General features: G+C 71.1%; 17 protein-coding genes. 12 read left to right on the top strand and 5 right to left on the bottom strand.

What is annotated here, in order from left to right; genetic code table 11:
• The first annotated feature begins 36 nt into the window (after positions 1–36).
• Genes OHU74_RS08855 through OHU74_RS08845 form a run of 3 tightly spaced genes read left to right on the top strand, consistent with a single transcriptional unit; the run spans position 37 to position 3124 of the window.
• Positions 37–942 carry a VOC family protein gene (locus OHU74_RS08855; protein ID WP_371615373.1) on the top strand — a complete coding sequence of 302 codons (906 nt, stop codon included), beginning with the start codon at positions 37–39 and terminating at the stop codon, positions 940–942.
• Positions 930–1445, top strand: a complete 516-nt coding sequence (locus tag OHU74_RS08850; RefSeq protein ID WP_371615372.1) for a flavin reductase family protein — start codon at positions 930–932, stop codon at positions 1443–1445. The genes OHU74_RS08855 and OHU74_RS08850 overlap by 13 nt, the downstream gene beginning before the upstream one ends.
• Positions 1442–3124: an FAD-dependent oxidoreductase gene (locus tag OHU74_RS08845; RefSeq protein WP_371615371.1), complete on the top strand. Its 1683-nt coding sequence runs from the start codon at positions 1442–1444 to the stop codon at positions 3122–3124. The genes OHU74_RS08850 and OHU74_RS08845 overlap by 4 nt, the downstream gene beginning before the upstream one ends.
• Here OHU74_RS08845 and OHU74_RS08840 read toward each other — a convergent pair.
• Complete coding sequence (locus tag OHU74_RS08840; protein ID WP_371615370.1) at positions 3121–3792, bottom strand: HAD family acid phosphatase; 672 nt, start codon at positions 3790–3792, stop codon at positions 3121–3123. The genes OHU74_RS08845 and OHU74_RS08840 overlap by 4 nt on opposite strands.
• A gap of 143 nt (positions 3793–3935) precedes the next feature.
• A complete protein-coding gene (locus OHU74_RS08835; RefSeq protein WP_371615369.1) occupies positions 3936–4835 on the bottom strand; it encodes a hypothetical protein in 900 nt (299 codons plus the stop codon).
• A 170-nt stretch (positions 4836–5005) separates the two neighbouring features.
• Here OHU74_RS08835 and OHU74_RS08830 point away from each other — a divergent pair, with 170 nt between their 5' ends.
• The 5 genes from OHU74_RS08830 (at position 5006) to pepN (ending at position 11301) form a co-directional block, all read left to right on the top strand.
• Positions 5006–5800, top strand: coding sequence for a serine protease (locus OHU74_RS08830; protein WP_371615368.1), 795 nt, complete (start codon positions 5006–5008; stop codon positions 5798–5800).
• A gap of 274 nt (positions 5801–6074) precedes the next feature.
• Entirely contained in the window at positions 6075–6731 is a 657-nt protein-coding gene (locus OHU74_RS08825; protein WP_330295859.1) for a response regulator transcription factor, read from the top strand.
• A gap of 325 nt (positions 6732–7056) precedes the next feature.
• The gene (locus tag OHU74_RS08820) at positions 7057–8238 is read left to right on the top strand and encodes a sensor histidine kinase (protein WP_371615367.1); all 1182 of its coding nucleotides are present in this window, start codon (positions 7057–7059) and stop codon (positions 8236–8238) included.
• A gap of 178 nt (positions 8239–8416) precedes the next feature.
• A complete protein-coding gene (locus OHU74_RS08815; RefSeq protein ID WP_330295857.1) occupies positions 8417–8728 on the top strand; it encodes a chorismate mutase in 312 nt (103 codons plus the stop codon).
• Between the two features lie 41 nt (positions 8729–8769).
• Complete coding sequence (pepN, locus tag OHU74_RS08810) at positions 8770–11301, top strand: aminopeptidase N (protein ID WP_371615366.1); 2532 nt, start codon at positions 8770–8772, stop codon at positions 11299–11301.
• Positions 11302–11327: 26 nt separating this feature from the next.
• Here pepN and OHU74_RS08805 read toward each other — a convergent pair whose 3' ends face one another.
• A complete protein-coding gene (locus tag OHU74_RS08805; RefSeq protein ID WP_371615365.1) occupies positions 11328–13187 on the bottom strand; it encodes a hypothetical protein in 1860 nt (619 codons plus the stop codon).
• Between the two features lie 294 nt (positions 13188–13481).
• On the opposite strand from OHU74_RS08805, the gene OHU74_RS08800 reads away from it, so the two are divergent.
• Positions 13482–14879 carry an aspartate aminotransferase family protein gene (locus OHU74_RS08800; protein WP_371615364.1) on the top strand — a complete coding sequence of 466 codons (1398 nt, stop codon included), beginning with the start codon at positions 13482–13484 and terminating at the stop codon, positions 14877–14879.
• Positions 14876–16285: a lysine N(6)-hydroxylase/L-ornithine N(5)-oxygenase family protein gene (locus tag OHU74_RS08795; protein ID WP_371615363.1), complete on the top strand. Its 1410-nt coding sequence runs from the start codon at positions 14876–14878 to the stop codon at positions 16283–16285. The genes OHU74_RS08800 and OHU74_RS08795 overlap by 4 nt, the downstream gene beginning before the upstream one ends.
• Before the next feature lie 40 nt (positions 16286–16325).
• Here the strand turns inward: OHU74_RS08795 and OHU74_RS08790 are convergent, their stop codons facing one another.
• Positions 16326–18137, bottom strand: coding sequence for a bifunctional UDP-sugar hydrolase/5'-nucleotidase (locus OHU74_RS08790; RefSeq protein ID WP_371615362.1), 1812 nt, complete (start codon positions 18135–18137; stop codon positions 16326–16328).
• A gap of 140 nt (positions 18138–18277) precedes the next feature.
• Here OHU74_RS08790 and OHU74_RS08785 point away from each other — a divergent pair, with 140 nt between their 5' ends.
• Complete coding sequence (locus tag OHU74_RS08785; protein WP_371615361.1) at positions 18278–18982, top strand: SIMPL domain-containing protein; 705 nt, start codon at positions 18278–18280, stop codon at positions 18980–18982.
• 156 nt (positions 18983–19138) lie between these two features.
• Positions 19139–20566 (top strand): pyruvate kinase, encoded by a 1428-nt coding sequence (gene pyk / locus OHU74_RS08780; protein ID WP_371615360.1) that lies wholly within the window; start codon positions 19139–19141, stop codon positions 20564–20566.
• A 34-nt stretch (positions 20567–20600) separates the two neighbouring features.
• Here pyk and OHU74_RS08775 read toward each other — a convergent pair whose 3' ends face one another.
• Positions 20601–21173 (bottom strand): RBBP9/YdeN family alpha/beta hydrolase, encoded by a 573-nt coding sequence (locus tag OHU74_RS08775; RefSeq protein ID WP_371615359.1) that lies wholly within the window; start codon positions 21171–21173, stop codon positions 20601–20603.
• Positions 21174–21176 lie beyond the last annotated feature (3 nt).

The raw sequence follows: 21176 nt of genomic DNA, 5'->3' as shown, positions 1-21176 counted from the left end.
CGATTGCTTTCTCTGACCGCCTTCAGGAGACCCCGCATGGACATCCGCGCACTCGGATACCTCTGCATCGAGACCGCCGACCTCCCCGCCTGGCGCACCTACGTCCTCGACATCCTGGGCATGGTCGAAGCCGAAGGCTCCACGGACACCCTGTTCAACGTCCGCATCGACGACCGCATCCACCGCTTCCAGTTCGTCGCCGGAACCCAGGACCGGCTGCTCGCCGCCGGCTTCGAAGTGGCCCATGCCCGCGCCCTGGAAGACGCCGCCGCCGAACTGGAGAGCGCCGGCCACACCGTCAAGCAGGGCGACGAAGCCACCCTCGCCGACCGCCGCGTCCAGGGCCTCATCCACTGCGAGGACCCCAGCGGCAACCCCCTGGAGATCTACTGGGGCCAGGCCCAGGACCACAGCCCGCTCGCAGCCCCGTACGGAAACCGCTTCGTCACCGGCGGCCGCGAGGGCAGCCTGGGCCTCGGCCACGTGGTCCTGCCCGCCGCCGACACCGAGGTCACCCTCGACTTCTACGAGAACCTCCTCGGCTTCCAGCTCCGCGACTCGATGAAGCTGCCCCCGGTCGCCGTCCCCACCGGCAAGCCCGGCCGCGACTTCCACTGGATGCACTTCCTCAGCCCCAACCGCCGCCACCACAGCCTCGGCCTCTACCCCGGCGCACTGCCGCCCGGCATCGTCCACTTCATGGTCGAACTGGAGACCCTCGACGACGTCGGCTACTGCCTCGACCGCATGAACAAGGCCGGCATCCCCATCGCCTCCACCCTCGGCCGCCACTCCAACGACCACATGGTCTCCTTCTACGCCCAGGCCCCCGGCGGCTTCCAGGTCGAGTACGGCTGGGACGGCCTGGTCGTCGACCCCGCCACCTGGACCGCGAAGGAGATCACCGCGGACAGCTTCTGGGGCCACCAGTGGAACGGCTGACCGACCCCGCGAACGGAACCGGCCCCATCGACCCGGCCGCCTTCCGCGAGGTGCTCGGAACCTTCGCCTCCGGCATCACCGTCGTCGCGGCCCTCGCGCAGGACGGCCGCCCGGCGGGGCTGGCCTGCCAGTCCTTCGCCTCGCTCTCCCTCGACCCGCCGCTGGTCCTGCTCTGCATCGGCAAGGGCTCCTCCAGCTGGCCCAAGGTCCGGGCGGCCGGCCGGTTCGGGGTCAGCATCCTCGCCGAGGAGCAGCGCTCCGTGTGCGAGGCCCTCGGCCGCCGGGGAGAGGAGAAGTTCGCCGGAGTCGACTGGGAGCCCTCCGCCCAAGGAGCCGTCCGCATCACCGGCGCCCTCGCCACCGCCGACTGCGCCCTGGAGAGCGTCCACGAGGCCGGCGACCACCACCTCGTCACCGCCCGGGTCCTCGAACTGACGGCCCGAGACGGCGGATCACCCCTGCTGTACTACCGCAGCGCCTACGCCACGGGAGCCTTCGGATGACAACTGAACCCGCTGAACCCGCTGAACCCGCCTACGACGTGGTCGTCGTCGGCTCCGGCGCCGCCGGTCTCGCCGCGGCCGTCACCGCCCGGCTGCGCGGACTGAGCGTCCTCGTCGTGGAGAAGACCGACAAGTACGGCGGATCCACCGCCCTGTCCGGCGGCGCGATCTGGGTCCCCGGCAACTTCCACCTCGACCGGGCCGGCCTCGCCGACACCTACGCCAAGGCCCGCGCCTACCTCGACGCCACCGTCGGCGACCGGGTCCCGGCCGCCCGCAAGGACGCGTACCTCGCCCACGGGCCGCGCATGGTCAAGGAGTTCCACGACCGCACCGAGATCCGCTTCATGTACACCCCCGGCTACTCGGACTACTTCCCCGAGGCCCAGGGCGGCATGGCGCAGGGCCGCTCCATCGAGCCGTGCATCGTCGACCTGAAGCTCCTCGGCGAGACGGGCGCTTCCATGCGCCGGGCCGGACTGCCCACCTACGGGCTGACCATGACCTCGTACGACTTCCGCTTCCTGAACATGGTCAGCCGGACCTGGGCGGGCAGGAAGACCTCCGTCAAGGTAGGTCTGCGCGCGGCCAAGGCGCTGGCCACCGGCCGCAAGCTGCTCTCCCTCGGGGAGGCGCTCGTCGCCCGCATGAGGCTCTCCCTGGACCGGCTCGGCGGCGACCTGTGGCTGTCGGCGCCGCTGACCGGCCTGGTCACGGACCCGGCCGGGCGGGTGACGGGCGTACGGGTCCTGCGCGGCGGCCGCGAAGTGACCGTAGCGGCGCGGGGCGGGGTGGTGCTGGCCTCCGGAGGGTTCTCGCACGACCAGGCGCTGCGCGAGAAGCACCTGCCCGCGCCCACCTCCACGGCCTGGACGCACGCCTCCGAGGGCCAGAGCGGCGACGCCCTGAGGCTCGGCGGGGAACTGGGTGCCGCCACCGACCTGCTGGACAAGGTGTGGGGCGCGCCGTCCGTGTGCCCGCCGGGGGAGAAGCCGTTCTTCCTCGTCGCCGACCGCGGCATCCCGGGCATGGTCATCGTCAACGAGGCGGGGGAGCGCTACGCCAATGAGGCCCTGCCCTACCACGCGTTCGTGGACCGGATGTACGCCGCCGACCGCCCCGAGGCCACGACCGTGCCGTCCTGGCTGATCCTCGACGCCCGTTCCAAGGCCCGGTACATCTTCGCCGGTCTCTTCCCCGGGCAGCCCTTCCCCAAGAAGTGGCTGGAGAGCGGCTTCCTGAAGAAGGCCGACACCCTGGAGGAGCTGGCCCGGCAGATCGCGGCCCCCGGCCTGCCCGCCACGATCAGCCGCTTCAACACCTTCGCCGAGGCGGGCGTGGACGCGGAGTTCGGGCGGGGCGAGAGCGTCTACGACCGCTACTACGGCGACCCGACGCTCCCCAACCCGAACCTGGCGCCGATCGACAAGGGCCCCTTCTACGCGGTCCCCGTGCACCCGGGGGACATCGGCACCAAGGGCGGACTGGTCACGGACGCCGACGGTCGGGTGCTCCGCGAGGACTCCACGCCGATCCCCGGCCTGTACGCCTCGGGCAACTGCTCGGCGGCGGTGATGGGGGAGACCTACCCCGGGCCGGGAGCCACGATCGGCCCGGCGATGGCCTTCTCCTGGGCGGCCGTCAACACGATCGCCCAGACACTGGCCCGGGCCGTCTAGGAGAGCTTGCCGTCGTAGTCCGGCAGCTTGACGGTGCGCTCGGCGTGGCCGCCGACCAGGTCGCTCTGGTTGTTGCCGATGTTGGCGATGATCGTGTAGCCGCGCGCCTCGATCTCGGCCCGCTTGGCCGTCTTGTACGCGCTGACCTCGCTGAACAGAGCGGGCAGATCGCGGACGTAGAGGCCCGAGACCGGGTAGCCGACGGCCTTGAGGTTGCGCTCGGTGAGGGAGTACACGATCCCGGGGCGGGCGGTGACGAAGAAGATGGCGACCCCGCGGTCGTTGGCGTACCGGGTCAGGTCGCGGACCTTGGCGATCGCGGGTGTCGGGGAGGTCCAGAACCAGTGGAAGTCCGTCTCCAGCGAGGAGTTGTCGATGTCGAGGACGATCGCGGGCTTCTCACCGGCGGGCGAGGCGGCGATGCGCTGCTCGATCCCGGGGCGGGCGGCGTCGATGACGGCGGCGACGTCGCCCTGCCAGGTGGCGTAGTCGAGGCCGAGGAAGAGCGCGTTGCCGCCGGGCGCGGACGCGGTGGCGGCCGTGGCGGCCGTCTTCGTGGGGGCCGCGGCGGGGGCGGCCTGGGCGGCGGTGGCCGGAACCAGGGCCAGGACGGCTGCGGCTACGGCCACTGCGGCGGCGGTGGCGGTGGTGGTACGGGTGCTGCGCATGGGGGGACGCTCCTCGGTCACGCATTGACATGTACGGGACCAGACTGGACAGCGACCGCCCCCGTGTCTACTGGCCGGTAAGTAACTTTTCGTGGCGAGCCGGTGAACCCTCGTCGCGGCCACGCGCTACTTTGCGACACCCCCTAGGTGTCGCACTCCAGGACCGAGTGGCACAGCCCGCAGCGGGCCCGGACCGGTCCGCCGCCGGCGGGCAGTCGCAGCCGCTGCTCGCACACCGGGCACGGGAAGCTCACCCGCAGCCCGTCCCCGTGCTCCTCGAAGCGGTACGCCGCCCCGTGCCCCGGGGCGGCCGCCCCCGCCGCGCGGTCGCGGGCGTACCGCCGCCGCTCCGGGCGGCCCGCTGCCGCCAGGGGGGCCCGGCGCAGGTCCTGATCGGCCAGCGCGCGACCGCGCACGTACGCCTCGTAGGCCTGCGGGCTGGTGAACCACGCGGAGAGGTCCTCGCCGCCCAGGAGCCGGGCGCGCTTGGCGAGGACGTAGCCGAACTCCTCCGGCGTGAGGTAGCCGAGCTTCTGGTGGGTGAGCTCGTCCTCGCGGTAGGCGTCGAGCAGCAGCCAGCCGGCGCCGAGGAGGGTGGCGGCGGTGTCCGTGAGGATCTCGTCGGCCGCGGTGGTGGGGAAGCGCAGGCCGAGGCGGTGCAGCAGGACGTGCGTCGCCTCGTGGGCGAGGGCCGCCGCCAGGTCGCGGCGATGGATCCGGAACCGGTCGTTGACCTCGACGAAGTACTCGGGGCCGGCCGTCAGTTCCACGGTGGCCGCCTCCTCCATCGCGCGGAAGCTCACAACCATGCGCGCGTCGGGCAGCCGCAGCGCCCGGACCATCGCGGAAGCCACCCGGTGCGCGCCCAGGTGCAGGTCGTCGGCGGGGCCGAAAGCGGCGTCGGCGGGGGCGAAGGCGGTGTCGTAGGAGCGGACCCCGTCGCCGGAGAGCCGCCGGAACAGCGCGGTGATGGCCAGGCGGACCGTGTCCAGATGCGGAAATCCGTGCTCGACCGGGCTGCTGTGCCTGCTCTTCCGCGTCATGGGGCCCCCTGCGCCGCAGATTGTCCGAAAAGGCGTTCTTGAAGCCGATCGTGCGTGCGATGTGTCATGGACCCGTCATGCGGACGCTCGTCGTACGGGCACCACCCGCCCCGCAGACGTTCGTCGCGCACCCGATGACACGCAAGGCCCGACCCCCCACGAAAGGCAGCGTGCCGACTGTGTCCACCCTTGCCCGCACCTCCGTCCGATTCCTCAAGCGCACCCTCGCCGCAGGCGCCGTCGCCCTCGCGGCCATCAGCCTCCAGCCCGGCTCCGCCACCGCCTCCACGGCCCCCGTCGTCGGCGGAACGCGCGCCGCCCAGGGCGAGTTCCCCTTCATGGTCCGCCTCTCCATGGGCTGCGGCGGCGCCCTCTACACCCAGCAGATCGTCCTCACCGCGGCCCACTGCGTGGACGGCTCCGGGAACAACACCTCCATCACCGCCACCGCCGGAACCGTCGACCTCAACAGCTCCAGCGCCATCAAGGTCAAGTCCACCAAGGTGCTCCAGGCCCCCGGCTACAACGGCACCGGCAAGGACTGGGCCCTCATCAAGCTCGCCAAGCCCATCAACCTGCCGACCCTCAAGATCGCCGACACCAAGGCCTACGACAACGGCACCTTCACCGTCGCCGGCTGGGGCGCCACCCGCGAGGGCGGCGGCCAGCAGCGCTACCTGATGAAGGCCACCGTCCCCTTCGTCTCCGACGCCTCCTGCCAGGCCTCCTACGGCAGCTCCCTCGTACCCGCCGAGGAAATCTGCGCCGGCTTCGCACAGGGCGGCGTCGACACCTGCCAGGGCGACTCGGGCGGTCCCATGTTCCGCCGGGACAGCGCGAACGCCTGGATCCAGGTCGGCATAGTCAGCTGGGGCGAGGGCTGCGCACGGCCCGACTACCCCGGCGTCTACACCGAGGTCTCCACCTTCGCCACGGCGATCAAGAACGCGGCCGCGACACTCTGACCCTGCCGCGCCGTCGCACGCCCCATCACCCTCCTCGTCCTTCCGGCCCATGCCCACGGGGCCGGAAGGACGAGGCACGATGCACCAAATGTACGTAAGGTCGTCCCTGATACCGCGAGGCTGGGACACCGCTGCCCCGACCCCGCGGACCCCTGCCGGCGCTCCGCCGTGCGGTTGCGGGCCGAAGCCCGCGCGGTTCCCATGGGAAGACCCCTGGGGCGAACCCACCAGGTGGGCAGGCACAGTCAGCGGGCGACAGTGGGGCAGGCGGCGCATGACGATCAGAGTGATCATCGCGGACGACCAGGAGATGGTCAGGACCGGCTTCCGGATGATCCTCGAAAGCCAGCCGGACATCGAGGTGGTCGCGGACGTAGAAGACGGCGAAGCCGCCCTCGCGGCCGTCGCCCTGCACCGCCCCGACGTACTGCTCCTCGACATCCGCATGCCGCGCCTCGACGGGCTCGAAGTCACCCGCCGCCTCTCCGGCAGCGAACGCCCCCGCATCGTCATCGTCACCACCTTCGACCTCGACGAGTACGTCCACGCGGCGCTCCACGGCGGAGCGTCCGGCTTCCTCCTCAAGGACGCGAGCCCGGCCATGCTGGTTGAAGCGGTCCGGGCCGCGGCCGTCGGGGACTCCCTCGTCTCACCCGCAATCACCGTGCGCCTCCTGCGCGAAATGGCCCTGCGCACCCCCGCCTCCGTAGCCGCCCGCCGCCCGGCGGAACCCCTGACCGACCGGGAACGCGAAGTCGTACGCTGCCTCGCGCGAGGCCTGACCAACGCGGAGATCGCGGCCGAGCTCTACGTCTCCCTCTCCACGGTCAAGACCCACCTGGCCAACGTCCAGACCAAACTCGACGCCCGCAACCGCGTGGAAATCGCCGCCTGGGCCTGGGAAAGCGGCCTGGCAGGCACCCCGGCGTGAGGGGGGCGCACCTCGGGCGCCCTGCGGGGGAGTCCCGGCCCGCGGGGCAAATCCGCGCTGCGGGGGAGGCCTGGCCTGCTGGGCAAATCCGCCCGGCGGGGAAGTCCCGGCTCGCAGGGCAAATTCAGCCTCGCCAGGGGGTCCCCCCGGACGGAGTCTGGGGGAGTTTGAGGCGCGGGGTCTGGGGCAGCGCCCCAGGAAGCCGGCGCGCAGCGTCCTCCACGACGCCCGCCCCCACGGGCCCCGGCCCCACCGGCCCGCGCATCGGTACCCGTAGCCGCACCCGTACCCGTACCCACACGACCGGCGAAGCCGGGGTGAATCCGTGAGCCCCTTGGGCCCATGGGCCCGCCGCCACCCCTACATCGCGGACTGGATCCGCATCATCCTCTCCGTCACCCTCCTCGCCCTCGTCAGCTTCGAGGGCGTCGTCCTCGCCCGACAACCCAGCGCCCCCCACGCCGCCGTCTGGGCATCCGGCATCCTCGTCTGCCTCAGCGCCGCGCCCTGGCCCGGCATGCCGCTCATCGTGCGCGCCTGGTTCGCCGCCGCCGTCACCTGGACCGTCACGCTCCTGCTGATCTTCGGCAACCACCCCCTCGTCGTCTGGGGCGGCGGCGAAGCCATCGCGCTCCTCGTCCTCCTCAGCCAGATCCTGCTCCGCGCCCCCGCCCGCACCGCCGCCGTACTCGGCCCGATCCTCGGCCTCGGCTGCATGGCGGTGCCCGTCCGGGACGCCGACCCGGGCCGGTTCACGCTGCTCTTCTCCGTGCTCGCCGTCGTCGTCACCGCCTACTCGCTGCTCCTGCGCCTGCAATCCGTCCAGCGCGTCCGCGAGCTGCGCGCCGTACGCAGCGCGGAGCGTCTGGAACTGGCGCGCGAGCTCCACGACCTGGTCGCCCACCACGTGACCGGCATCGTCGTCGAGGCGCGGGCGGCCCGGTTCACCCACGTCTCCGCCGAACGCGCCGGCGAGATCTTCGGCCGCATCGAGGCCGCCGGGGACGAGGCCCTCGGCTCCATGCGCCGCCTCGTCAAGATCCTCCGCGAAGGCGCCGAGGACACCCCCACGGGCCCGGGCACGGGCGCCGGCGCGGCCCCCGACACCGCCCCCATCGCGGGCCTCCGCGAGATCCGCGGGCTGACGGAACGGTTCGCCGTCACCGGCCCGCCCGTGGTCCTCTACATCGAGGACGGCCTGGAGACCCGGCTCCCCGCCGACGTCGCCGCCACCGCCCACCGCATCGTCCTCGAAGCCCTCACCAACATCGGCAAGCACGCCGCGACCGCCACCGCCGTCCGGATCGGCCTGCGCACCGTCCCGGCCGGCCTGGAAGTCCGCATCGCCGACGACGGCGGCCGCCCCCTCAGGCTCTCCGAGAACGCCCGGGGCGGCGGCTACGGCCTCGTCGGCATGGCCGAACGGGCCGAGGCCCTCGGCGGCTCCCTCACCGCCGGCCCGGCCCCCGAAGGCGGCTGGCTCGTCACGGCGGTCCTACCGCTCTAGACCGTCCCTTCCGGATCTTGTCGGGCCCGCCCCGGGCCCCACCCCGTCCCTGCCCCGGCCCTGCCCCGTCCCTGCCCCGGCCCGGTCTCGGGTGATCCACGTGGGTTCGTACCCCCTGCCGTCTCACTGACCGACTGGCCGAGGAATCGAGGGCGTCCGCGACGTATTCTCGGGAACCATGAACAGCAGCGACATCGACGAGTCCGTCACCGCAGAGCTGGCCCGCCTGAGGGACAGCATCGACAACATCGACGCGGCCGTGGTGCACATGCTCGCCGAGCGCTTCAAGTGCACCCAGCAGGTCGGCCACCTCAAGGCCCGCCACCAGCTGCCCCCGGCCGACCCGGGCCGCGAGTCCAGCCAGATCGCCCGGCTGCGCCAGCTCGCCGAGAACGCCAAGCTCGACCCGGCCTTCGCGGAAAAACTCCTCAACTTCATCATTGCCGAGGTCATCCGCCACCACGAGACGATCGCTGCGGGCGAAGAGTAGTCCTCTGGGGCCCGGCGCCGTTATCCGGCAGCATGGGCCCCATGTCCGCATTGACGCGCAATGAAGCGCAGCTCCGAGCCCAGCTCCTCGACGTCCGCCACTACGAGGTCGCCCTCGACCTCACCACCGGCGACGAAACCTTCGAGTCCCGCACCGTGATCCGGTTCGACGCCCGAACCGCCGGAGACACCTTCGTCGAGCTGAAACCGGACGAACTGCACTCCGTAGAGCTCGACGGACATCCCCTGGACCCCGCCGCCCTCACTGACGGCCGCCTCCCGCTCACGGGCCTCACCGAAGGCCCCCACGAGCTCCGCCTCGAAGCCCGCATGCGCTACTCCCGCACCGGCGAAGGCCTCCACCGCTTCACCGACCCCGCGGACGGGGAGACGTACGTCTACACCCAGATGTTCCTGGACGACGTCCAGCGAGTCTTCCCGGCCTTCGACCAGCCCGACCTGAAGGCCGTCTTCGAGTTCACCGTCACCGCCCCCGCCCAGTGGACCGTCCTCGCCAACGGCATCACCACGCGCGTCGGCGCCCCCGAAGGCTCAGGCGAAGGCGAAGGCAACGGCGACGGCGACGGCCCGGGCATCTGGAAGTCCGCCCCCACCCCCGTCATCTCCACCTACCTCGCCGCCGTCGCCGCAGGCCCCTGGCACAGCATCCGCACCGAGCACGCCGGAATCCCCTTCGGCCTCCACTGCCGCCGCTCCCTCGCCCCGTACCTCGACGCGGACGCGGAGGAGATCCTCTCCCTCACCACCGACTGCTACGACCGCTTCCACGAGAAGTTCACCGAGCCCTACCCCTTCGACTCCTACGACCAGGCCTTCGTACCGGAGTTCAACGCGGGCGCCATGGAGAACCCGGGCCTGGTCACCTTCCGGGACGAGTACGTCTTCCGCTCCGCCGTCACCGACAACGAACGCCAGCGGCGCGCCGTGACCATCGCCCACGAGATGGCCCACATGTGGTTCGGCGACCTCGTCACCCTCAGCTGGTGGGACGACATCTGGCTCAACGAGTCCTTCGCCGAATACATGGGCTACCAGACCCTCGTCGAAGCCACCCGCTTCACCGAGCCCTGGACCGGATTCGCCATGGAACGCAAGCCCTGGGGCTACGACGCCGACCAGCGCCCCTCCACCCACCCCGTCGCCCCCGACGCGGCCTCCGTCCCCGACACCGCCTCCGCGCTCCTCAACTTCGACGGCATCTCCTACGCCAAGGGCGCCTCCGCACTGCGCCAACTCGTCGCCTGGCTCGGCGAGAAGGACTTCCTGGCCGGCATCAACACCCACTTCGCCCGCCACAAGTTCGCCAACGCCTCCCTCGCCGAATTCGTCGACTCCCTCGCCGCCCACACCGACCGCGACGTCCACGCCTGGGCCGAGACCTGGCTGCGCACCACCGGAGTCGACACCCTCGCACCGCGCATCGAGGAGAGCCGCGGCGGCTGGACCCTCACCGTGGAGCGCACCGGCAGCCGCACCCACCACCTCGCGGCCGGCCTCTACGACCGGGCCACCGACGGAGCCCTCGAACCCCGGGAGATCCTCGCCCTCGACGTCCCCTCCGAGGAGATCCTCTCCGTCAGCGGACCCCGCCCCGCCCTCCTCGTCCTCAACGACGGCGACCTCACCTACGCCAAGGTCCGCCTCGACGAGACCTCGCTGGAAGCCGCCCTGCGCGGGGTCTCCCGCATCCCCGACCCGCTCACCCGCGCCGTCGTCTGGAACTCCCTGCGCGACATGGTCCGCGACGGCGAACTGGCCGCCGCCGACTACCTGGCGACCGCCGAAGCCCACGTACCCGGGGAAACGAACCTGGAGATCGTCCAGAACGTACTCGGCTTCGCCCGCGCCCAGATCGCCGACCGCTACCTCGCCCCCGAACACCGCACCGCAGCCCTCGCCACCCTCACCTCCGTCACCCGCGCCCTGCTGCGGCGCACCGAGGACGGCTCCGACCCCGGCCTGCGGCTCGTCGCCGTCCGCGCCTTCATCGACAGCGCGACCCAGCCCGACACCGTGGCCGCCTGGCTCGCCGAAGGCACCGTCCCCGGCGGCCCCGAACTCGACCCCGAGCTGCGCTGGCGCATCCTGGCCCGGCTGTCCGTCCTGGGCGCCGTCACCGACCGGGACATCGACGAAGCCCTCGCCGCGGACCCCAGCGCCACCGGCCAGGAAGGCGCGGCCCGCTGCCGCGCCGCCCTGCCCACAGCCGAGGCGAAGGCCGCCGCCTGGGACCGGCTCTTCCACGACGACACCCTGTCCAACTACCTCTTCACCGCCACCGCCCAGGGCTTCTGGCAGCCCGAACAGGCCGACCTCCTCCGGGACTACGTAGCCCGCTACTACCCCGAGGCCATCGCAGTCGGAGCCCGCCGCGGCCCGGCCATCGGCGAGGCCGCCGGCCGCCGGGCCTTCCCCGTCCACCACGCCGACGAGGCCAACCTCCAGGCCGGCCACGCCGCCCTGCAGGACCCGGAGATCATCCCGATGCTGCGCCGCGTGCTCGTCGACCAGCTCGACGACCTCGCCCGCACCCTGCGGGTACGCGGCGCGTAGCCGGCCTAACGGATCGCGTAGCCGGTCTAACGGATACAGCCGACGATCTGCACCGACACCTGGGCACTGGCCGTCAGGCCGCTGCCCGGGTCGGTCGCGGTGAACACCAGCGGATACGTTCCGTCGGGCAGCAGCGGAACCAGGAAGCTGCCCGACGGGCCCGCCCCCAACGCCACCGGCCCGTTCGGCCCCTTCAGCTGCCAGGCCGTGTACTGGGGATCGGTGATGGCCCGGTCACCCGGCCGGGTCCGCGCCGAACCGGCGAAGTGCTCCTCGCAGCCGCGCCGCAGCTTCCCGCCGTCGCCCGGCTGCGAGATGGCCACCGCCGGTTTCTGCGGCTGCTGCGGGGCGCTTGTCGAGGGCTGCGGGTTCCCGCTGTTGGTGGGCCGGCCGGGGGAGGCCCCGGGAGAGTTCGGCGTGCCGGACGAGGGCCGGGCACTGTGCCCGGGGGACTGCGACGGCGACGCCGACGGGGACACCGACGGCGATGCGGACGGGGACTCCGACGGCGACCCCGACGCCGGAAGGGAAGGATCCACCGCCCCCGGCACCGAAGGCAGCGAGGGCCGCCCCACCGACGTCGGCGAGGGCCCCTTCGAGGGCGAGGTGGCCTTCGCGTCGACCGTCGCGCACACCGCGCTGGCGATCATCGGCTGCGCGTCCGGTATCGGGGACGGACGCAGCTGCTGGTCGTCCCCGCCGTGCGCCTGCGCGTCGAGGTAGACGTTGCCCGTCGAGGTCTCGGCGTCACTGTGCTCGACCCACGCCGAATCGTGGTACAGCCCGCCACCCTTCTGCTGGTTCACCCCCGTGACGTGCCACTCCTTCACCCGGCTCCCCGACGGCGTACCCGCCACCGCGGGCCCGTCCGTCCCCGCGAACAGCCAGCCGTCCCCGAAATACCGCTGCGGGGCCTCCAGCGCCCCGACCTCGTTGGCCGCGAGGAAGTTGAAACCACCCCCCAGCAGCAGCCGGTTCTTGGGGCAGCCGACCGTCGCCTGCGCGCTGCCGCCCGCCGCGACCGCCACCTGGGACGTCACCACCGAGACGCTCTTCAGCTTCACGCAGACCGGCCGCACCCCCACCGCGAAGTTCGCCTGCGGCGGCTGAGGAGCCAGGAGCAGCGTCATGCGCAGCACGTCCGTGGAATCCTTCAGCGGGAAGGGACGGGAGCTCAACTCCGTACCCGGATTCAGCCTCGCCACGAAATCACTCGCACCCGCAGCGGCACCGGCAGTGGCGCCGGCCGGGCCGGGTATCGCCGCCTGTGGTGTCAGCCGGTCCAGCGGAACAGGCGCCACCGGCCGCGCCGGCCGGACCCGGTCGGCCTTGAACTCGGCGCCCACCATCGTGAATCCGTCCGCGCAATGCGGTGCGGCCTGCGTCGTGGTCGGCGCCCCCGCGAACGGGCCCTCGGTCGTCACGTCGTGAATGCCCCCCGGCCCGGCGAGCTTGTTCGACTTGTCCAGGAACGCGTACGCGGGCCACTGGAAATCGAGGTCGCCCTGCATCTCCGGCTTCGCGTTCACACACAGCGCGTACGAGGTCAACGTCGAGGGGGCATCACCCGGGTTGAACGCCGAAGCCAGCCACGCACCCCCGATGAAATGGCTGTTCGTCGCGAAACCCGACCCGGCGATCGCATACCCGCCGCCCAGCGCCGTCTCGTGCGCCAGACACCCCGCGACCGTCAGCTGCTCCCCGCCCGCCGGCACCGACACCGACGTACTGCGCTGGACCACCACCACCGGATCGGGCCCCTGCGACGTCCACCACACACCCGCACCGGCCGCACCCGCGACCACCACGGCCCCCGCGGCGACCATCGCCGCCGTCTTCCCGCCGACTGCGCCGGCCACCTTCGCCAACACTCCGGATCCAGCCATCGGGTCCCCTCCCGCAGAGCACGCGCGCCCCGTGCCGAGGGCAATGTAATGCCACCGCGACCCGTGTCCCAGAGCCCGGAACCCCAAGATTTCCCCATCCCGATCCGGCCACCCCCACCCCGCCGCCGGCCGGCCCCGCCCCGAACGGCCGTACCGGCCGGACAGCCGAAAACCGCCCCTGCCGCACCCCCGGCGGTTACCCCATTCGGGTCTGATCGTTGTACCGCCCGGGTGCCCGGCCCCCTCGGCGGGGCAACGCCCGCCGACGATCCTTTCCCGTGAGGACACAACCGCATGACAGCGCCCCCCGGCACAGGCAGAGGCACCGCCCCGCTCGCCGGCGGAGCCCACGGCGCCGACGCCCTGCGACCCCTCCTCGACACCGTCCTCGACGCCCTGCGCACCGGAGCCCGCGCCCGCGGCGGACCGCTCCCCGCGGGCGGGCCCGACGCGGTGAGTGCCCGGGTCCGAGCCGCACTGGGCGAAGTGTTCCCCGACCACGGACACGGCGACCACGAAGCCCTGCGCACCCTCGTGCACACCCTCGCCGCCGGCGCCGCCGACCCCGCCGACCCCCTGTGCGCCGCCCACCTGCACTGCCCGCCCCTCGCCGTCGCGGCCGCCGCCGACCTCGCCGCCAGCGCACTGAACCCTTCCCTCGACTCCTGGGACCAGGCCCCCGCCGCCTCCGCCATCGAAGCGCTCCTCACCCGGACCCTCGCCGCCGAGTTCTACGACACCCCCAACCCCGACGCGGTCCTCACCACCGGCGGCACCGAAGCCAACCAACTGGCCGTCCTCCTCGCCCGCGAACGCCACGGACCCGGCCTCACCGTCCTGCACGGCGCCAACGCCCACCACTCCGTCCCGCGCGCCGCCTGGCTCCTGGGCCTGCCCCCCGCCCGCGCCCTCCCCACCCCCAACGGGACCCTCGACCCCGCCACCCTCGCCGAGGCCCTCGCCACCACCACCGGCCCCGTCCTCGTCACCGCCACCGCGGGCACCACCGACGCCGGCCTCATCGACCCCCTCGACCCCCTCGCCGACCTCTGCGACCAGCACCGCGCCGACCTCCACATCGACGCCGCATACGGCGGCCTCCTCGCCCTCAGCCCCCGCCACCGCCCCAAACTCGCAGGCCTCGACCGAGCCCGGTCGATCACCCTCGACCTCCACAAACTGGGCTGGCAACCCGTCGCCGCCGGACTCCTCACCGTCCCCGACAGCGCCCTCCTCGCCCCCCTCGCCCACCAGGCCGACTACCTCAACGCCGAAGACGACACCGAAGCCGGCCTGCCCGACCTCCTCGGCCGCTCCCTGCGCACCACCCGCCGCGCAGACGCCTTCAAAATCGCCGCCACCCTGCGCTCGCTCGGCCGCGACGGCCTCACCCACCTCATCGACCACACCTGCGCACTCGCCGAACACCTCGCCCGGCTCCTCGAAGCACACCCCGCCTTCGAACTCCACGCGGCGCCCACCATCAGCACCGTCCTGTTCCGGCCCACCCACGCCGACGACACCCGGCTCGCCACCCTGCGCCGCACCCTCCTCCTCGACGGCACCGCCGTCCTGGGACGGGCCACCGCGGACGGCCGCCTGTGGCTCAAAGCCACCCTGCTCAACCCCCACACCACCGCAGGGGACCTGGACACCCTCGTGAACCTCCTGGAAGGCAGCACCCACCGATGACCGCCCAGCTCGATGCACCCCACGACCTCGTCGGAATCGGCATCGGCCCCTTCAACCTCTCCCTCGCCGCCCTCGCCCACGGCCTGCCCCACCAAGGCGCCGGCGAACTCGCCACCGCCTTCTACGACCAGCGCCGCGACTTCCGCTGGCACCCCGGACTCCTCATCGACGGAGCCACCCTCCAAGTCCCCTTCCTCGCCGACCTCGTCACCCTCGCCGACCCGGCCAGCCCCTGGTCCTTCCTCAGCTACCTCAAGCACAAGGAACGACTCTTCCCCTTCTACTTCGCCGAGCGCTTCCACATCCAGCGCGCCGAATACGACGCCTACTGCCGCTGGGTCGCAGGCCGCCTCCCCGGACTCCACTTCGGCCACCAGGTCGACGCCGTCCGCTGGAACCCCGAACGCGACCTCTTCGAAGTCGACTTCACCCAGCTCGACGCCGACGGAGAAGCCGAAGCCCTCGGCCGCACCTACACCCGCAACCTCGCCCTCGGCATCGGCACCGCCCCCTACGTCCCCGAACCGCTGCGCCCCCTCGCCGAAGCCCCTACCGTCCCGGTGATCCACTCCTCCGAGTACCTCGACAACCGCCAGCGCATCCTCGGCGCGGACCACGTCACCGTGATCGGATCGGGCCAGTCCGGAGCCGAGGTCTTCCTCGACCTCCTGCGCTCCCGCCCCGCCGGCCGCGAACGCCTCACCTGGCTCGCCCGCACCCCCTCCTTCGCCCCCATGGAGTACTCCAAGCTCGGCCTGGAACACTTCACCCCCGACTACACCCGCTACTTCCACGCCCTGCCCGAACCGGTCCGGGACCGACTCGTCCCCTCCCAGTGGCAACTCCACAAGGGCATCGATGCCGACACCATCGCCGCCATCCACGAGGAGCTCTACCGCCGCACCCTCGACGGAGGCTGGCCCGACGCCGTCCTCACCCCCGGAGTCAGCGTCCGCACCGCAGGCCGCGTCGCCACCACCAAGGTCGAACTCCACCTCGAACACGTGGACCAGGGCACCCGCTCCCGCCTCACCACCGACGCCGTCGTCCTCGCCACCGGCTACCGCGAACGGCCCCTCACCAGCCTCCTCGCAGGACTCGACCCCTACCTGCGCAAGGACTCCTCCGGCCGCCCCCGCATCGACGACCGCTACCGGATGATCCTCGACCCCACCGTCACCGGCAGCGTCTTCGTCCAGAACGGCGAACGCCACACCCACGGCGTCGGAGCCCCCGACCTCGGCCTCGCCGCCTGGCGCAGCGCCGCCATCCTGAACACCCTGACGGGCAAGGAGCCCTACCCGCAGCCCACCCGCACCGCCTTCACCACCTTCGGCCTCGAACAGCGGGAACACTCCCGCCCGCGGCACGCGGGGGAACTGCTCCCACTGGTCGAGCACCCATGAGAAGAAACGTTTAGAAGACCATCGCCTGGAAGGCCGACGCTTAGAAGACCGGTGCGCCGGCCCGGGTCAGACGCCAGTCCACGGACGCGAACTGCGCCGGGTCCACCGTCCCCTTCGCCTTCACCCACTGGATGATCGTGTTACGGATCTCCTCCGAATTGGCCCACAACTGCCTGGCCTGCGGCACGTGCGGGAAGTTCCCGCCACCAGAGGCCCGGTAGTTGTTCACGGCCAGCACGAACTGCGCCGCCGGATCCACCGGCTTGCCCTGGAAGGACAGCCCCACGATCCGCGAACCCACCGGCGCCGACACGTCGATGTCGTACGCCAACCCGTACACGGCGTCGTAGTTGTAGTCCGGCGTGCTCTCGGAATTCGTCAGCTTCGCCGGATCCACCACCTCGCCCGGCGCCGTCCGCACGTAGTACTTCGCCGAGTACTCCAGATACGCCTTCATCTGCGCGCCCGTCATCAGCCGCGCCTCCAGCGTGTTCTCGAACGGATACAGACCCGCCGCATCCTTGATGGTCACCTGACCGGCCGGGATCGACGCCGTCCGGGAGAAACACGAAGCCTGCGACAGCACCGGCAGCGCCGCCCACTCCGTACCCGCCAGCGCCGCCTTCACCGTCTCGGCCTGCACATGGCTGATCAGGTCGATGATCGCCACGTCCTTGACCGGACCATCCGCCGAGGACATCGCCTGCGTGGACGTACCGATCACCTGATTGACGTAACCCACCACCTTGCGGTGCTCGTCCGACAGCAGCCGGACTATCTCCGGGTCCTCCACCGCCGTATTCGAATTCAGCACCCGCGCCGACACCTTCGCCACCGACCAGCAGCCCTTCGCCCAGGTCAGCTCGAAGTCGAACAGCGTCAGCCGCTGCCCCCACTTCAGCGGCTCCGACAACACCACGTCCTTGCCGGTCGCCTTGTTCTTCACCCGGTACTCCGGGATCTCCGTGTGCGCGTGGCCCACGAGGATCGCGTCGATCCCCGGCACCTGCTCCGCCACCAGACCCGCCGCGTTCTCGATGTACGGCAACTGGTCACCGTACGAAGACGTACCGCTCGAACCCGAATGCGCCGACACGATCACCACATCGGCACCCAGCGACCGCAGCCGCGGCACGTACTTCGCCGCCTGCTCCTCGAGGCCCGGGAACGTCATCTTCCCCTGCACGTTCGCCTTGTCCCAGATCGCGATCCCCGGATTCGTCAGACCCAGCACCGCCACCTTCACATCCCGCCCGTGCGGAGTGCGCAGCCGGTGCATGCTGTACGGAGGGAACGCCGGCCGCAACGTCTTGGCATCCAGCGCATTCGCCCCCAGCAGCGGGAAATCACACTGCTCCTCGAACTTGCGCAGCACCGGAATGCCGTAGTTGAACTCGTGGTTCCCCAGCGCCGCCGCGTCGTACCCGATCGCATTCATCGCCTGCGCCATCGGATGCACCGGACCGCGCCGCGCGGTGATCGGATCCACCTTCGCGTAGTAGTACGACAACTGCGTGCCCTGAATGGTGTCACCGGCATCGATCAGCAGCGTATTGCGCCGCCCCTTCTCCGCCCGCACCTGATTCACCAACGTGGAGATCTTCGCCAGACCGACATCGTTGTGCGCCTTGTCGTCGAACTCCTTGTCCGTGAAGTAGTCCCAGTTGAAGACGTTCCCGTGCAGGTCCGTCGTCCCCATCACCGTGAACGCGTACGTCTTCGACCCCGCGGCCGAGGCCGCACCGACAGCCCCGTCAGCCGCGGCGGCCGGGGTGCTCGTGGCCCCCGCCAACGCCACAGCCGCACCCGTCGCAGCCGAAGTGCCCAGAAATGTCCTACGGTCGAACGCCATGCCATCTCCCCTTTTGAGGTACGTGAGTACATGTAGGCAACGCGCGTAGATTCTGACGCAGCAGTAACAAGCCGCAACACCCCCCACAGGTTTCGATCCGATGACCACACCCGAACGAGCGGCAGTGCGAGAGTGAATCCATGACCCAGGACGCATCGCACCAGCCCTACGGAACCCCCGAAGTCCCCCGCGTCGCCGTCCGCGGCGAAGCCACCCTCGAAGTCGACCCCGAGATCGCCCGCATCGGCATCACCGTCAGCGCCCGCGGCACCGACCGGCGCACCGCCCTCGAAGACCTCACCCGCCGCAACAACGCCGTCCTCGACCTCGTCAAAAGCTACGGCGACCCCGTCGAAAAACTCGAAACCGGCGCCTTCTCCATCACCCCCGAACTCACCCGACACGGCCGCGGCGAACGCATCCGCGCCTACCACGGACGCGTCCACCTCACCGCCGAACTCAACGACTTCACCACCCTCGGCGAACTCACCACCCGCCTCGCCGACCTCGAACTCACCCAAGTCGACGGCCCCTGGTGGGCCCTGCGCCCCACCTCGCCCGCCCACGGCGAAGCCCGCCGCCAGGCCGTACTCGAAGCCGTCCAGCGCGCCCGCGAATACGCCGCCGCCCTCGGAGCGAACCTCGCCGCCCTCGTCGAACTCGCCGACCTCGGAGCCGAGAACGCCCCCACCCCCTTCCGGGCGAGCGCCCCCGGAGCCGGCATGCGCACCATGGCCTTCAGCGCCGCCGAAGAAACCGCCCCCGCACTCGACCTGGAACCCCAGCGCCAGACCGTCTACGCGCAGGTGAACGCCCGCTTCACCATGACCCCTCCCCAGCTCTGAAACCCCCTCCCGGGACGCACGACCGGTGCCTCGGGGGTGCTCATCAGAGCACCCCCATGCACATTCAACAATTGTCAACAAGCTTTTGCCTAAAGGTTGTTGAGTGGACACCCGGAACCAATTTCCTACTGCCTGGTAGGGGCATACCCTCGCCCCATGCGCCGAGCGAAAATCGTATGTACCCTGGGCCCCGCCACCGACTCATACGACCAGATCAAAGCCCTGGTCGAAGCCGGAATGGACATCGCCCGCTTCAACCTCAGCCACGGCACCTACGCCGAACACGAGGAGCGATACCGACGCGTCCGCAAGGCCGCCGACGAAACCGGCCGCAGCGTCGGCGTCCTCGCAGACCTTCAAGGCCCGAAGATCCGCCTGGGCCGCTTCCGCGAAGGACCCGTACTCCTTGAACGCGGCGACGAATTCACCATCACCGTCGAAGACCACGAAGGCGACCGCCACACCTGCGGCACCACCTACAAAGGCCTCGCCGCCGACGTCACCACCGGCGAACGCATCCTCGTAGACGACGGCCGCGTCACCCTCGAAGTCACCGCAGTCGACGGCCCCCGCGTCCGCACCCTCGTCATCGAAGGCGGCATGGTCTCCGACCACAAGGGACTCAACCTCCCCGGCGTCGCAGTCTCCGTACCCGCCCTCTCCGAAAAAGACATCGACGACCTCCGCTGGGCCCTGCGCATCGGCGCCGACGTCATCGCCCTCTCCTTCGTCCGCAGCGGCAACGACATCCAAGACGTCCACCGCGTCATGGACGAAGAAGGCCGACGCCTCCCCGTCATCGCCAAGGTCGAAAAGCCCCAGGCAGTCGAAAACATCGACGACATCGTCGCCGCCTTCGACGGCATCATGGTCGCCCGCGGCGACCTCGGCGTCGAAATGCCCCTGGAACAAGTCCCGATCGTCCAGAAGCGAGCCGTCAAGCTCGCCAAGCGCAACGCCAAGCCCGTCATCGTCGCCACCCAAATGCTCGACTCGATGATCGACAACTCCCGGCCCACCCGCGCCGAAGCCTCCGACGTCGCCAACGCCGTCATCGACGGCACCGACGCCGTCATGCTCTCCGGCGAAACCAGCGTCGGCAAATACCCCATCGAAACCGTCCGCACCATGGCCCGCATCATCGAAGCCGCCGAAGAAGACATCCTCGCCAAGGGCCTCCCCCCACTCACCGACCGCAACAAGCCCCGCACCCAAGGCGGAGCAGTCGCCCGCGCCGCCGCCGAAATGGGCGACTTCCTCGGAGCCAAATTCCTCGTCGCCTTCACCCAGAGCGGCGACACCGTCCGCCGACTCTCCCGCTACCGCTCACCCATCCCCCTCCTCGCCTTCACCCCCGACCCCGCCACCCGCTCCCAGCTCAACCTCACCTGGGGCGTCGAAACCTTCCTCGGCCCCCACGTCGACTCCACCGACGCGATGGTCGCCCAGGTCGAAGAAGAACTCCTGCGCATCGGCCGCTGCGTACCCGGCGACGTCGTCGTCATCACCGCAGGCTCACCCCCCGGAGTCACCGGATCCACCAACCTGGTCCGCGTCCACCACATCGGCGACGCCGTCCGCTGAAGCCGGCACCCCGCGGCCCCGGCCACGGCACCGCCTACAGCACCTCACGTATAAGACGCACCGCGTCGGGCAACACCAAAGCGCTCTCACCCGTACTCGGGAAGTGCCCGCCCGACGCGGTCACCCGCGCCTGCGCACCCAACTCCCGCACGAACCGCAACACATGCTCACCGGTCTTCTCACCCGTCACCGGATCATCCGCCGCGTGCAGCACCCGGAACTCCCGCGCCGCCTTGCGGATCCGCTGCCAGTCGAACTCCGGCGTGAAGAACGGCGCCAACGCCTCGTACCCCACGTCGGCCGACATCGACGCCACGAACACCACCCCCGCGAACGCCCCCTCGGCCTCCGTGTCATGCCGCTGAAGCAGCCGCAGCACATTCGCCCCGCCCAGACTGTGACCCACCAGCACGGTCTCACCCGCAGGCGACCCCGCCGTCTCCGCCTCCAGCTCCTTCAGCCACACATCGGCCTCCGGCGCGAAGGGCTCGGGGAAGTTCGGAATCCGCACCTCATGCCCCTCCGCGGCGAACTCCTCACCCGTCGCCGCGTACCAGTGCTCGCCGCCATTCATCCCGTACCCGTGCGCGATCACGATCTTGCCCATGGC

It is taken from the genome of Streptomyces sp. NBC_00454 (assembly GCF_041434015.1).
Classification (GTDB): domain Bacteria; phylum Actinomycetota; class Actinomycetes; order Streptomycetales; family Streptomycetaceae; genus Streptomyces.
Note: the sequence above shows the minus strand (reverse complement) of the source record. Positions and strands in the feature narration are given on the sequence as shown.